Origin of the sequence: Globicatella sulfidifaciens DSM 15739 (assembly GCF_900167405.1) — a bacterium.
Classification (GTDB): Bacteria; Bacillota; Bacilli; order Lactobacillales; family Aerococcaceae; genus Globicatella; species Globicatella sulfidifaciens.
This window is the reverse complement of sequence record NZ_FUWO01000001.1, coordinates 164,940-178,955: the sequence shown is the minus strand read 5'-3', so window position 1 is coordinate 178,955 and position 14,016 is coordinate 164,940. Positions and strand designations below refer to the sequence as shown.

Below are 14,016 nucleotides of genomic sequence, written 5' to 3'. Positions count from 1 at the left end.
GAGCTTATATCGAAGTGAGTTGAAAATCCTTTTTCTTTTGCAACTCTGAAACTTAGTAAGAGTTGACGCAGTGGTAGGCGTTATCATTACCCAACATTGATTGATGTTCGAGCGCTTATTTAGTTAAGAAAAAAAGGTGGTACCGCGATAATTTCGTCCTTTGTCATTCGTGACAAAGGATTTTTTCATTTTTTAGGAAGAAAAATTAGGAGGAAATAGAATGAAAAAATTAACCCGTAGTCAGTTTTTACAAGTTAGCATTATGCTATTTGGATTGTTTTTTGGTGCAGGCAATTTAATTTTCCCACCACTATTGGGAAATCAAGCAGGATCGACGACACTAGTCGCATTATTAAGTTTTGCTATTACAGCCGTGGTGTTTCCGGTAGTAGGAGCTATTGTTGTTGGTAAGACCGACGGGTTATCGAATTTAGCCAATCGTGTAGGTCCATTGTTTTCGTTAGTTTTTACCACCGCTATTTACGTATCGATTGGACCAGGACTTGGAATTCCTAGAGCGGGGAGTGTACCATTTGAAATGGCAATTGCTCCTTATTTACCTAGTGATTTTAATCCGCTAGTCGCCCGTTTGTTGTATACGGCAGTCTTCTTTGGTGTCGCGATGTGGATTTGTTTAAAACCAACTAAATTAGTTGAAAGAGTAGGAAAGTATTTAACACCTACTTTACTAAGTTTAATCTTACTCATGTTTTTACGTGTAATTTTCTTACCGAAGGAAGTGGCTGCTCCAGTAGGTAATTATCAACAAGCACCGGTCGTTCAAGGATTTTTAGAAGGCTATAACACCATGGATGCAGTGGCTGCGTTGAACTTTGGTTTCGTGGTGAGTTTAGCTATTAAAAATTTCGGTATTACCGATAAAAGTCAAGTCACACGCTATACTTTAAAAGCTGGTATTATCGCGGGGTGTGTATTATTTTTAGTTTATGCGATGTTAAGTACAATTGGAATGGTAACTTCTACACAATTTGCCGGTGCTGAAAATGGCGCATCTATCTTATCTGAATCAACGCGATTAGTTTTTGGTGAGTTTGGAGCTGTGTTATTAGCTTTTATCTTTACTTTAGCTTGCTTAACAACCTGTGTTGGTTTAATTACGAGTGGTAGTGAATATTTCCATACTCTGTTCGGTAAGAAATTATCTTATCATGCTTGGGTAGTGGTTTGGACCGTTTTCTCATTTGTCATGGCGAACTTTGGATTAAATAACTTATTAGCCTACTCAGTGCCAGTATTAACAGTCATCTATCCAGTTGCTCTTGTATTGATTGTATTAGGGGCTACCCATGATTGGGTGCATTACTCACGTTTAACCTATGTTGTAGCAGCATTTTTATCTGTTGGTTTACCACTGGTTGATTTATTATTTGTTTCATTTGGCTTGAAGTTGCCTTACTTGGCCGATTTATCAGAGTCATTCCCAATGGCAGAATATGGACTTTCTTGGTTAGTGCCAACAGCTGTAGCGGTTGTTGTGTTAACGCTTCTTGAAAAATTATTTGCAACTGCTAGTGCGCGTGTAAGTTTTGGTTTAACCGAAAAATAACAATACTATTTATCATCTAGTCTCATGTATTTGAGGCTAGATTTTTTTATAAACAATGCACGTGAATGCGAACAATAATTGGTTTGAAAATCACGCTTGAATGCGAAAAATTGTTTGGTTGTATATGGTTCTTAAATATAAAAAATGGAACAGGAGTTATTTTAGAACTACGGTTATTTGACGTGATGAAATCGACAGAGATTTTTTCGCAAATGATAATGAGAGGTTCTTTTGTGTTTGAAAAAGTGATACACTTTATAAAAGTTCTTATGATATTGAAAACGACTTACCGTTTTCAGAGAAACCTTTAAATCATAAGCTTTAACGGTGTTAGATTATGTGAAAGATTTAGTTGAAAACAATATCTAGCTATGTTATACTTTGGTAGAGGTAGGTGAGGCTACTGATAGGATATGGGTTACCGCCGCAAAAAAATGGAGACATTATTCGCTGGTTAGCAGTTGTAATCGCTAAGGTTACGACTAGTGTAATTTCACCGCCTATCAGAGCTAAAGCTTGAACTAGTTTTTTTATTGTTTAAGTATTTTTTTGGTCTGCCTTTATAGAGGTAGACTATTTTTTTCGCCAAAATTTATTATAGAGGAGTGGTTTATTTGAAGAGTGATGATTATCCCCAGGGACAAAGGTATAGTATCATATCAATAGCTTCACCTAAACCTCGAATTTATGATGAATTGAGGTATTGGTATGAAAGGAATTTTAGAACTTAACAAAAAAGAATTATTTGATCTAACAGAAAAATTAAATAGAATGCATGAAGTAGATTTGGCTCATTATATGGAAGAGCTTGATACAGAAGAAATTTTATTTATCAGTCGTCTTATTAAAAAAGAACAATTATCAGAAGCTTTTGCTGAGTTGGGCACTGACTATAAACAAGCAATGATTGAACATTTAAGTGATTCTGAGCTTGAGACTGTCATTCAACATCTGGATTCATTTGAATTAGCTGAAACCATGCGTGAAGTACCTGCGAATATCGTTAAACGATTAATTCGCCATATAGATGGTACTAGACGCCCATTAATTAATCAGGTGTTAGGTTATCCAGAAGAAAGTGTTGGCTCTATTATGGGGGTAGAGTTAGTTAAATGTTATGAAAATGATACGTTAGAGACAATTATTGAAAAAGTAAAGACCGCTCAATTTGATGCAGAATTTTTACAAGTTATTTGGGTGGTTAATCATAGTCAACAATTACAGGGCTTTATTAACGTAGCGGATCTCTTAAGATATCAAGATCAACCATTATCAGAATTAATCAAACACGATGTCATCTCCATTAATACATTAGCTGACCAAGAAGAAGCGGCAAAATTAATGAATAAGTATCACTTGTCTGTTTTACCCGTTATTGATGAAGAAGGTTGCTTAGTAGGGGTTATTTCAACTGAGACCGTTTTAGAGGTTATTGAAGAAGAATTCTCTGAAGATATCGCCCAAATGCAAGGGGTAGCTAATATCGATGAGGGCTATTTAGAAGAGTCAGCCTATTCACATTTTTTAAAACGGATTAAATGGTTACTCATATTAATGATTACCGCAACAATGACCGGTTACATTATTCAAAGATATGATGATATTATTTCAACCAGTGTCGTGCTGGCGGCTTATATTCCAATGTTAATGGATAGTGGTGGTAATGCTGGTGGCCAAGCCACAACGGTTATTATTCGTTCGCTTACTTTAGGTGAATTGGATAGTGGCGATATTTTAAAAATTGTTTGGAAAGAATTAAGAATTGCCTTGATGGTCGGGCTAAGCTTAGCTATCATCAACATTATTCGAATTGGAATGATGGATCATGTTAGTTTAATGGTTAATTTAACTGTATCACTTAGCTTAATGTGTACTATCGTAATGGCTAAACTGGTTGGGGCTGTATTGCCATTTATTGGGTTATTCTTTAAACAAGACCCAGTAGTCATGGCCGGTCCATTGATTACAACGGTTGTTGATACTTTCGCTTTAATTATTTATTTTGAAATTGCCAGCCTTTTATTAGGTATTTAACAATTCTCGGATTCCTTTAGGAGTCCGATTTTTTATGTGTTTAAAGGGCCATTAAGCATTAGATTAGCAGTGAATGGGTCTATGGCAAATTTGTTTAAAAGACAGGGTGGCAACTTCGATGCTGTGAATTAAATGGAAATGAGTGCTATGTGAAATTGCAACAATTTTATTAGCTAATCTAGGAGGCGTCAAAAAATCGTTTTGACTATGATTTCTATAGGTTAACTGATGAGGAATGTTTCGACGTTAATCGAAATCTTATTTAGAACTATGAGTCATTCAACTATAATTGAACAAGGCATTCCAACAAATAGAAATGGTAAACGCGTGTTAAAGACCATTCACTAATAATTAGTTGAACCCGAAGGTGATTTACTTGCAGAGACAATTCGCGAGCGTATATAATGAACCGTGAACAGGCATAAAGGGGTGTAAAATGGAAAAGAAAAAAGTAGCGTTTATATGTGTTCATAATTCATGTCGCAGTCAAATAGCAGAAGCATTAGGAAAGCATTTCGCAAGTGAAGTTTTCGATAGTTATTCAGCAGGGACTGAAACCAAACCGCAAATTAATCAAGATGCTGTCAGAATTATGAAAGAATTATACAATATTGACATGGAAGCCACCCAGCATTCTAAGCTTGTCGATGAAATACCAATGCCAGATATAGCATTTTCGATGGGGTGTGAAGTAGGTTGTCCTTTTATCGGAAAATCATATGATGGTGATTGGGATTTAGCAGACCCAACAGGCCATGATGATGCATTTTTCAAAGAGATTATCGCTAAAATTGAGAAAAATATATTAGCATTAAAAGAAGAATTGAGTTAATTTAAAATAAGGGTAGTGTTTCTTGAAGGGATGCTGCTCTTTTTTATTTATTTGACAACTGTTAATGGGTGTTATATACTGTTATACAAAGAGGTGGTAATCATTGAAAATCGTTCTTTCAAATGGAAGTAGTATTCCGTTATTTGAACAAATTAAAAATGCTATCAAAGAGAATATCATGACCGGTCAATTGGATGATGGCGAGCAATTACCATCGGTGAGAGTCTTATCCAAGGAATTGAAAGTCAGTATTTTAACCGTAAAAAAGGCTTACGATGAATTAGCTAAAGAAGGCTTTATTGAGGTAAGACAAGGGCTAGGAACATTTGTTGCTGAAAATAATCAAGAGTTAAAAGTTGAAGAAAAACAAAAAGAGATGGAGAACAACATATCAGAAGCTATTATTTTAGCAAAATCGTTAGCTATTGAAAAACAAACATTTTTAGAATTAGTCGAATTTATGTATGAGGGTGAATAAAATGGACAATAGAATAGGGTTAGTCGACTTAACGAAAAGTTTCAAAAATTTTAAGTTGAATCAATTATCTTTTGAGGTGCCTAAAGGCTATGTGACGGGCTTTATTGGCCGTAATGGATCAGGTAAAACAACCGCAATACGATCGATGTTGTCATTAATCCATTTTGAAGGTCAAATTTTGGAAAATGGTCAACCGATATCACAAAATTATGACTATTTACAAAATGTGGGCATCGTAATGGATGAACCTCTATTAGGACAGGATTGGGATATGCAGCTGGTTAATCAGGTGATGTCTTTAGGGTTCCAGCAATGGGATATGGATAAATATTATAACTATTTAAAGCAATTTGATATTCATGAAAATTTAAAAGTTAAAGAGTTATCAAAAGGGATGAAAATCAAGTTAATGTTAGCCATTGCTTTATCCCATAATGCAGATATTCTAATTTTAGATGAGCCAACGAGTGGTTTGGACCCGCAAATGCGTGATGAATTTGTTACGCTAATTCAAGATTTTATGAGTGAGGAAAATCATACGGTTTTATTTTCAACACATATCACTCAAGACTTGGAGATGATTGCCGATTATATTGTGTATATTGATCAAGGTCAGTTATTAAAAGCGTGTAGTAAGGACGACTTTGTGGAACAATATCGTGTATTGGTAGGTTCAAGTGGAGACATTGAGAGAATTAATGGTGAAGCCATTTTAGGTCGCAAGAATTCCCTTGTCAATACCGAAGTCTTGATTGAAAGCGAATGGCTTGAACAAATGGATGCCTCATTATTTGACGTGCAAATACCATCCATTGATCGTGTGATGATGTTATATGGGAGGATAAAATGAGTAAGATTATAAGATTTATCAAAATTGACATGTTATCGATTAAACCCTATTTAACGCTAAAAAATGCGCTAATATTCATTGGGTTAGGCGTATTTTATTCGATGGTAACGAGTAATCTAATGATTATTTTTGGTGTCGCTTTATTATTTGTAAGCCTTCTATCTACGTACCCGTTTTTAGTTGGTGATAAAACAGGAATTGATAGTTTATACCGCGTATTTGGTTTTAAAGAAAAAGAGATTGTGATTGGCAGATATGTTTCCAATTTAGTACTGGCAATTATTATTCAGTTGGCTACAATCCTTCTAGCGTTCGTTCTCGCTCAATTTATCCAGACCGAAAATATCTGGTCGATGGTCGTCGTGGTGATTCCAATCTATTTAATTATCAGCCAATTAATCGTTTGTATCCAATATCCGTTTTATTTTAAATATGGCTATACCAAAGCTAAACTAATGATGTCTTTAACCTTTGTTTTGTTTGGTGTAGTTGGTTTTTTAGCGAGTTATTTTAAAGAACAAACATTTCAATTAATCACCTGGGGAATGAATCATAAAATGTTAATGATATTGTTACTAATCGCAATGTTATTAGCAATCTATCTGGTATCCATTACAACCGCAATAAAATGGTATAAAGAGAAGGATTTAGTCTAAATAATAGTCGTTCTGACTTTAGTTAGGACGGCTTTTCGGTTTGCTCACGCTTTCAAAAGGATTATAATAGAGTTAGTGGGAGAGGGGCATAGTGATGGTTGAAGAAAACATGACACAATTAGATGAGTTTGTAAAATACCAACAAGATTTACTAAAAAATTATCAGTACTTAAATAAAATAGCAACCAAAGGGCAGGTGTTGTTTACAGGTTCTTCTTTAATGGAACAATTTCCAATCGTTGAGTTAGCAATGATTTACGGTTTAAATATCAAAGTCCATAATCGAGGAGTTGGTGGCTTTACAACGAGCCAATTTTTAGAAAATATTGAAACAATGGCATTAGACTTAGAACCAACAACACTCTTCATTAATATTGGAACCAATGATATCCAAGATCAAGCGGGACAATTGTCGTGGCAAGTAACATTGGAAAGTAATTATCGTGAAATTTTGCGACAGATTAAAGCGGCACTCCCGACAACGAAAGTTTATGTTATGGCTTATTATCCAATGGACGAAACGCATCCTATCTTGAAGTATTGGCAGGGATTCTCGCGTACGAATGCTAAAATTGCTGAAGCCAATCAAATAGCAGAGAATTTAGCTCATGAGTTTGGGTACCACTTTATGAATGTTAACGCTGGACTGGCTGATGAGACCGGCAATTTATATCGTCATTTCACAAAAGATGGTATTCATTTATATGCAGAGGCTTATGATGTTGTTTATCGCAATTTATTACCGTATTTACAAAGAAGTCTGTAAAGTTGTTAGCTAATCAATCGTTTGATAATGAATGAACCAGTCGTAAAATAGGAGGTTTATATATGACTATCACAATCAATATATATTACACAGGTAAAAATGACAATGCAAAAAATTTGTCGAAGAGATGGAGCAAAGTGGCATTGCACAAAAGATAAGAGCAGAAGCCGGTAATCTTAAGTATGACTATTTTTATTCGGTTGCTGAACCAGAGACGGTCTTATTAGTCGATCAATGGGAAAGCCAGGAAGCGCTAGATATTCATCATGCAACACCAATGATGAATCAAATTATTGCGTTACGCGAGAAATATGATATAACAATGAAAGTCGAGCGTTTTACCAGTCTTGAGGAAAACGAAGCCGATCGTCAATTTATTCGAGAATAGTGAGGCTGGGCATAAACTTGATAAATATAGTTGAGATTATTGTTCGTTAATGAATAGTGCAGTGGTTGAGTGGTCTCAAACCGCGTCTTAACGACTTGTTTGAGGTCTACTCCCAACTGTGCGGGGGTAGGCAGACGAAGCGAAAATTATTTAATTTTCTACTTCTGGTCCACTCCCACAGATAGTCGGATTGTTTTATAATGCGTTATCATTATGTTATATTAAAACTGTAATACAATATAAGGCAACATAAGGAGGACAAAATGAAAAGATTTTTAGTGTTTTTAGCCGATGGATTTGAAGAAATTGAAGCATTGACTCCCGTTGACTATTTAAGAAGAGCTGGTATTGAAGTAGATACCGTCTCGATTACCGATGACCTCAAGGTAACGGGTTCCCATAAGATTCCTGTTTTAGCCGACAAATTGTTAACTGATATTAATCCAGATGACTATGTAGGTTTATATTTACCAGGAGGATTGCCAGGAGCGACTAATTTACGAGATAATGAAGCGGTCGTTAAGCTTGTACAGCAATTTAATCAAGAAGAAAAATTGGTTACAGCAATTTGTGCAGCTCCGATTGTTTTAGAAAAAGCTGGGGTTATTGAAGGTAAAAATGTGACCAGTTTCCCTAGTTTTAAAGAGGAATTGACGACAGCTAAAGCATATGTTGAGGATGACATTGTTGTAGAAGATGGTAATATTATTACCGGTCGTGGTGCTGCTATCGCCATCTATCAATCTTTTAAAATTGTAGAAACCTTATTAGGCCGTGAAGCGGTAGAAAAGTTAAAAGAAGGTATTCAACAGCATAAAGTGGAAGAGTTTTACGGGTTTAAAGCTTAATTACTAGTAAAATAGTTTAACATAGTTTTAACCATTGATACAGTATAAAAGCCTTAAAGATAAGTTGGCTAATCCTGAGCTGCCCCCCAAAAGTTAGACCAAAAATCTAACTTTTGGGGGGTTAATTTATGAGCAAATATAATTTAGAGATTAAGCTTCAAGTTGTTGCAGAATATGAAGCAGGAGCTAGAAGCTACAAACAACTTGCAGAGAAATATCAAATAGGCAAATCTGATATTAAACGATGGATCCACAACTACCAGGATTTTGGCATAAATGGACTTCACGTAAAAACGACTAAGCGTCATTATACTGTCGAAATGAAGTTAAATGCGATAGAATTATACTTGAATACAACGTTAAGCTATCGCGAAGTCGGGAAACAATTTGGTATAAATAATCCAAGTTTGATCGCCAATTGGTTACGGACATTCAAGAGAGAGGGTATCGATGGCTTATCTAAATCACTAGGGAGGCCACCAACCATGTCAAAACAAAAGAAATATCAACCTAAACAAAATTCAGTATCTCTGGAGAACGAAAATGACGCGTTAAAGAAAATTATTGAAGAACAAGAGGCACGCATCACACAGCTAGATATTGAGAACAAATTTTTAAAAGAATTGAGGAGATTGCGGGAAGCAGACAAGCGGCAACCAGACAACAAACAGTGATTGCCATCCGTAATCTCCATGAACAAACAACGTATACATTGGCTATTATTTTAAAGGTGCTTGATTTCCCTAAGGCTACTTATCATTATCATCTCAAAAGAGTGAATCGGCCGGACAAAGATAAAGATTTAAAAAATGAAATACTTGATATTCGCAAGATACATAAAGACTATGGTTATCGTCGTGTTTGTGCTGAATTATGGCGACGTGGTCATCAAATCGGCAAAAATAAAGTACAGCGACTGATGAAGAGCTTGAAGTTACAAGTAACATCCTTTACTCGTAAATCACGCAAATACAACTCCTATAAAGGAGATATTGGAAAAACCGCACCTAATCGCTTAAAACGCAGATTTACCAGCACAATTCCTCATCAGAAGATTGTCACCGATACGACTGAATTTAGATATTATGACGCGGATGATTCAGGACAACTTCAACTGAGAAAGTTATATTTGGATCCATTTATTGATTTATTCAATATGGAAGTTGTGAGCTATAAAATTTCAGCTCAACCAAACAAAACATCTATGAAGGCAGCACTTAAAGAAGCCGTCGAGGCAACAAGTAACTGTGAATATCGACGTACTTTTCACTCAGATCAAGGTTGGGCCTATCAAATGAATGAATATCAGGAATTATTGAAAGATAATAAAATCTTTCAGAGTATGTCACGCAAGGGGAACTGCCTAGATAATGCACCGGCAGAAAACTTCTTTGGCATCATGAAGCAAGAAATGTATTACGGGAATGTGTATCATAGTTATGAAGCGTTAGAACAAGCAATCCACAACTATATAAGATACTACAATGAAGATCGAATTAAGGAAAAGCTTGGGTACCTGAGTCCTGTGGAATATAAGAAGCATTATACTTCCTTAAGCGCCTAAGTGTCTCACAGCCATCGAAGCGAATCAAGAGCCGCTTCGCTCTTCCTCTTGACACGCTTCAATGTCTGATGAGGATGGTGGCTTAAGGTCGGAAGCAACAAATTAAGCACAATGAAAAAGAGCTACCCAACAGGAGTAACTCTTCATAAAAATTTAGTCTAACTTTTTGGGGTCACTATATCCAACCTATATCTTTAAGGCTTTTTTTATTTTCAATTCATAGATTTTATGCGTTAAACAATCACATTATCAAATAGAGCACTAAACGCACCACTCCAGCCATAATCATTACATGGATTGGATTCGCTTTGTACTTGCGTAAGAGTGCCAGTGCTGTGATAAATAGAAATAAGCCTATCCAATCGAGATTGAAACTATCTTTTGGTAGTCGTTGTTGACCAAAGATGGCCATGTTAAATAATGATAATCCTGCTGAGGCAATCATCGCAATCACTGCTGGTCGTAAACCTGCCAGGGCGCCATTGACTAAAGAAAACCCTCGATAGCGATAATATAAATAGGCTAAACTCATCACGATGATACTGGACGGCAAGACACATCCAAAGGTGGCCACAAGTGCACCTGGGATTCCTGCAACTTGAATACCGACAAAGGTGGCAGAATTAATCGCAATCGGTCCAGGTGTCATTTCAGCAATCGTCATAATATCAGCAAATTGCGTCATCGTTAGCCATTGATTCAGTTCAACGGTCTGATCTTGGATTAGTGGCATCGCAGCATAGCCACCGCCAATACTAAATAAGCCAATTTGAAAAAATGACCAAAAAAGTTCTAAAAAAATCATCAAATATCACCATCCTGTCTGCGCATACGATACCAACTATCAATTGCTCCGATTAAGGCACACATCACAATGATTAACAGAATATTGAGTCCTAAATATCTTGAAGCGATAAAGGTTAAGACCATCACAATCAGAGGTAACAAACGTTTTTCTTTCATCAACTGTTGCCCCATGCGCCAAACCACGTCAATAATGACGGCGGCTACTCCTGCTAGCATCCCTCTCATAATAATTCCTACATAAAGGTTATCACGAAAAGCTTGGTAAAACATTGAAATAATCGAAATAATGATTAAAGGGGGAAGGACGGTTCCAATCACGGACACCAAGGCTCCTAAAAGGCCACCGACACGATAGCCAACTAAGATAGCAGCATTAACCGCAATGGCTCCCGGAGAAGATTGTGCAATCACCGTTAAGTCGACCATTTCCTCTTCTTCAATCCAGTGTAATTCTTCAACGAATCGTTTGCGCATCAAAGGGATTATGACAAAACCTCCGCCAAAGGTAAAGGCTGATAATTTAAAGGTAGAGGTAAATAAGTGAAAATAGTCTCGTTTAGTAAAAGGTTTCAAGTTAATTCCTCATTTCTTATGCAAATGATGTTCACTCTTCTAAAATATCATAAATGGAACTAATTATTAAGGGAAATCCTATTTAATCAGACAAACAAATAAAACCTACTTATAGATGAATGAATTATAGGTTAACGTAAACGTCTACCAAACGATGTAATGCAAACTAGTAAAACCATTTGAGTTTCCATTGACATTAATAATAACAGCTCGCTATGCATATCGAATTGTAAGATTAAAGGAGTGTCCTTATGTTGGTCGAAAAAATTATCCGTCATAGAATCCAATTGGTTCAAGCGAAAAATTTAAAATTTACTTTAGATGAATTATAGAGTGAATTGCGTATTTCTAAAAAGACGATTTATCAGTATTTTCCTTCTAAAAAAGCCATTCTTAATGAAGTGGTAGACGATGGTTTTTGGCCTAATTAATCGAACTGATTTTAGTGATTGGTAGAATTTTTGATGCGGCCAATGATTCATTTATGGGAGTAGTTGTGGCTAAAACCAATACCAAATGGGATAAATATAGACCCTGGTTATTAACCCGGCCCCTGTTAAGTGCGTTCATCTTATATGGCTTATCGGGGGATTATTATTATTTGACTGATGGCTGGCTTCCTAGGACACAATAACTCATTGCCGATTTTATTAATCCCAGGTGTTCTGATTTTTAGTGGCAATGGTATTTTGACTGTTTTAACCACTATTTTCTTATCTTTATCGGTGGATTATGGAGAGATTAAAACAGGGCATCGGGATGAGTCGGTCATTTTTAGTATGCAGACATTTGTTGTGAAAGCGGCGAGTGGTTTAGCGGTCTTTTTAACGGGGATCGGTTTGGATTTAATTGGACTAGAGGGAAATAGTGGTGAAACTGGTGAAATGATTAAACAAAGTACTTCAACCTTAAATGGCTTGAGATTAATGATGACAATATTGCCAATGATTGGTTTGTTGACCGCTTACCGAGTGTTTGTAAGAAAATTCAATTTAACAGATGAAAAAGCACTCGAAATGAGTCAGATTTTAGAGGGATAGAAAGCTAATACTATTAAAAAAACTCCTCGCACAATTTGTGTGAGGAGTTTATCGTTTATTCTGGGTAAATGTACTCAAGCCATTGAATATAGATTTGGATAAATAAAGAGGTTGGAATGGTTTCTTCGATTTCGCCAAGTGTATCCTCAATAATCGTGTGGTCTTGGTTTAGCGTTATTTGATAGACATTACCTGCAAAGCTTTTTTCATCATGAATGTTATCGAGAAACTCAATGATAGTATGCGTAATCATATCATCAAAACTCGCACCTTCAACTTGAAGGAAGGGATCAACTAATGAATAGTGAGGATCATCTTCAAAGACGACATGGTATCTCTCTTTTCTTTTTTCAAAATGGTACATAATTTATCCTACCTTTCATATATCGGGAATGCGGAAATGATTTTGTCATCATCAGTGAGATACATTTGAATCTTGATGCCTTGGCTCTCACCTTCGAAAATATTACCACTTATATGTTCACTATTTTCATAGGCTTCATTGATTGCATCAACGACTTCTTGTGGCGTCCACTTTTGTGGAAAGAATGAAGAATAGGCTTTTTTCGGTTCGCCATCAATTGTTATTTTAGCACGGTAGACACCATGACGGTCTGTTTTAGAGCGTGTGCTTTCTATAATTGTAACATCGGGAGCTAAGCCTTCGTAATGATAGCCGGTGGCTTTACCATCACGATTAATGGAACCAAAGAAGATATGTGCCAGCCCATTTTTTACGAAAATGTTGGTCCCTTTTAAATTGTCGGTATCAAACTCTTCTGGGGTGAATTCTATCTGGGTTTGTGTTGACGTCTGTTTATTTTTTTGACTTTCTTCAGTAGTAACAGGGTTATGATTAAGATCATTGTCTGGCGCTGTGATATTAGGGTCATTACCACAAGCGACGAGTAATAAAGTTGTTAGGGTTATTAGCCAGTATTTGAAGATTTTTTTCATAGATATCCTCCTTGAATGAGTTTATTATACTTAGTATATAGCTTTAAATCAAATAACTCATAATAAACGTTAATTTATTTACTATTTGATAAGATTTAGGTAGAATAGATTTATTACTAAAACGAATATTATTGATAGGTGAAAAAATGAATATTAAACAAACATTTGATATGACTGAAATTTCAGGTCAGTTTCATAAATTAATTGGTGTAACTCAAGTCTTAGTCGATGAGGATGATTTTGTCTATGTCCAAGTTAAAATGGAAGAAAAACATACAAATCCCATAGGAATTGCTCATGGAGGCTTTCTATTTACATTATGTGATGTCGCAGCGGGTGCTAGAATGGCTTATATTAAACAAAATTCAGTGACTTTAGATAGTAATATAAATTATTATAAGCCGGGTAAAGTGGGAGATACTTTAACAGCTAAAGTAATTCCTCGTAGAGAAGGGCGCAATACTTCTATCTATTTAGTGGAAGTGCGTAATCAAGACGATGTCTTACTGGTAGATATGATGGCGACGATGTTCCATATTGATTAATATTTTAAACAAGCAATGATTGGCGATTCGTAATTATATTGTGAAAAATCGTTGCTTTTTTTGTTTTGATGCGTTTTTATATAGTTTTATTATAAGATTAGAAAAGCCTTA

Annotated in this window: 18 protein-coding genes, 1 pseudogene, 1 riboswitch and 1 other annotated feature (1 of these 21 cut by a window edge); of the genes and pseudogenes, 15 read left to right on the top strand and 4 right to left on the bottom strand. The window is 35.8% G+C overall.

Features of this window, described 5'->3' with window-relative positions; translation table 11 throughout:
* Positions 1–164: a binding site (T-box leader), on the top strand (it extends 61 nt beyond the left edge of the window).
* 56 nt (positions 165–220) lie between these two features.
* From brnQ to B5D12_RS10340, 11 genes and pseudogenes are all read left to right on the top strand, one after another.
* Positions 221–1,567 (top strand): branched-chain amino acid transport system II carrier protein, encoded by a 1,347-nt coding sequence (gene brnQ / locus B5D12_RS00830; protein WP_078755043.1) that lies wholly within the window; start codon positions 221–223, stop codon positions 1,565–1,567.
* A gap of 379 nt (positions 1,568–1,946) precedes the next feature.
* Positions 1,947–2,103, top strand: a riboswitch (M-box (ykoK) riboswitch).
* A gap of 172 nt (positions 2,104–2,275) precedes the next feature.
* A complete protein-coding gene (mgtE, locus tag B5D12_RS00825) occupies positions 2,276–3,601 on the top strand; it encodes a magnesium transporter (RefSeq protein ID WP_078755042.1) in 1,326 nt (441 codons plus the stop codon).
* A gap of 436 nt (positions 3,602–4,037) precedes the next feature.
* Positions 4,038–4,433: an arsenate reductase/protein-tyrosine-phosphatase family protein gene (locus B5D12_RS00820; protein WP_078755041.1), complete on the top strand. Its 396-nt coding sequence runs from the start codon at positions 4,038–4,040 to the stop codon at positions 4,431–4,433.
* 103 nt (positions 4,434–4,536) lie between these two features.
* Complete coding sequence (locus B5D12_RS00815) at positions 4,537–4,911, top strand: GntR family transcriptional regulator (protein ID WP_078755040.1); 375 nt, start codon at positions 4,537–4,539, stop codon at positions 4,909–4,911.
* Position 4,912: 1 nt separating this feature from the next.
* Positions 4,913–5,761, top strand: coding sequence for an ABC transporter ATP-binding protein (locus B5D12_RS00810; RefSeq protein WP_200802972.1), 849 nt, complete (start codon positions 4,913–4,915; stop codon positions 5,759–5,761).
* Entirely contained in the window at positions 5,758–6,417 is a 660-nt protein-coding gene (locus B5D12_RS00805; protein ID WP_078755038.1) for an ABC-2 transporter permease, read from the top strand. The genes B5D12_RS00810 and B5D12_RS00805 overlap by 4 nt, the downstream gene beginning before the upstream one ends.
* A 94-nt stretch (positions 6,418–6,511) precedes the next feature.
* Entirely contained in the window at positions 6,512–7,183 is a 672-nt protein-coding gene (locus B5D12_RS00800) for an SGNH/GDSL hydrolase family protein (protein WP_200802971.1), read from the top strand.
* 62 nt (positions 7,184–7,245) lie between these two features.
* Positions 7,246–7,571: pseudogene (locus tag B5D12_RS00795) on the top strand (putative quinol monooxygenase).
* Between the two features lie 263 nt (positions 7,572–7,834).
* Entirely contained in the window at positions 7,835–8,419 is a 585-nt protein-coding gene (locus B5D12_RS00790; protein WP_078755037.1) for a DJ-1 family glyoxalase III, read from the top strand.
* Positions 8,420–8,547: 128 nt separating this feature from the next.
* Positions 8,548–9,093, top strand: a complete 546-nt coding sequence (locus tag B5D12_RS10345; protein WP_078755036.1) for a helix-turn-helix domain-containing protein — start codon at positions 8,548–8,550, stop codon at positions 9,091–9,093.
* Positions 9,090–9,983: an IS3 family transposase gene (locus tag B5D12_RS10340; protein ID WP_078755035.1), complete on the top strand. Its 894-nt coding sequence runs from the start codon at positions 9,090–9,092 to the stop codon at positions 9,981–9,983. The genes B5D12_RS10345 and B5D12_RS10340 overlap by 4 nt, the downstream gene beginning before the upstream one ends.
* 241 nt (positions 9,984–10,224) lie before the next feature.
* Here the strand turns inward: B5D12_RS10340 and B5D12_RS00775 are convergent, their stop codons facing one another.
* Entirely contained in the window at positions 10,225–10,788 is a 564-nt protein-coding gene (locus B5D12_RS00775) for a chromate transporter (RefSeq protein ID WP_078755034.1), read from the bottom strand.
* A complete protein-coding gene (locus B5D12_RS00770; protein WP_200802970.1) occupies positions 10,788–11,363 on the bottom strand; it encodes a chromate transporter in 576 nt (191 codons plus the stop codon). Before B5D12_RS00770 ends, B5D12_RS00775 begins: the two co-directional genes overlap by 1 nt.
* Before the next feature lie 338 nt (positions 11,364–11,701).
* Between B5D12_RS00770 and B5D12_RS10585 the strand changes: the two genes are divergently transcribed.
* Genes B5D12_RS10585 through B5D12_RS00755 form a run of 3 tightly spaced genes read left to right on the top strand, consistent with a single transcriptional unit; the run spans position 11,702 to position 12,403 of the window.
* Positions 11,702–11,794: a TetR family transcriptional regulator gene (locus B5D12_RS10585; protein ID WP_078755032.1), complete on the top strand. Its 93-nt coding sequence runs from the start codon at positions 11,702–11,704 to the stop codon at positions 11,792–11,794.
* A 14-nt stretch (positions 11,795–11,808) separates the two neighbouring features.
* Entirely contained in the window at positions 11,809–11,997 is a 189-nt protein-coding gene (locus B5D12_RS10580) for an MFS transporter (protein WP_159443816.1), read from the top strand.
* Positions 11,998–12,001: 4 nt separating this feature from the next.
* Complete coding sequence (locus B5D12_RS00755) at positions 12,002–12,403, top strand: MFS transporter (protein WP_200802969.1); 402 nt, start codon at positions 12,002–12,004, stop codon at positions 12,401–12,403.
* 55 nt (positions 12,404–12,458) lie between these two features.
* Here B5D12_RS00755 and B5D12_RS00750 read toward each other — a convergent pair whose 3' ends face one another.
* Positions 12,459–12,767, bottom strand: a complete 309-nt coding sequence (locus B5D12_RS00750; RefSeq protein WP_078755029.1) for a hypothetical protein — start codon at positions 12,765–12,767, stop codon at positions 12,459–12,461.
* An 8-nt stretch (positions 12,768–12,775) separates the two neighbouring features.
* On the bottom strand, positions 12,776–13,360 hold the full coding sequence (locus B5D12_RS00745; RefSeq protein ID WP_078755028.1) for an EndoU domain-containing protein: 585 nt from the start codon (positions 13,358–13,360) through the stop codon (positions 12,776–12,778).
* A 146-nt stretch (positions 13,361–13,506) separates the two neighbouring features.
* On the opposite strand from B5D12_RS00745, the gene B5D12_RS00740 reads away from it, so the two are divergent.
* Entirely contained in the window at positions 13,507–13,905 is a 399-nt protein-coding gene (locus tag B5D12_RS00740) for a PaaI family thioesterase (protein ID WP_078755027.1), read from the top strand.
* Positions 13,906–14,016: the final 111 nt, after the last annotated feature.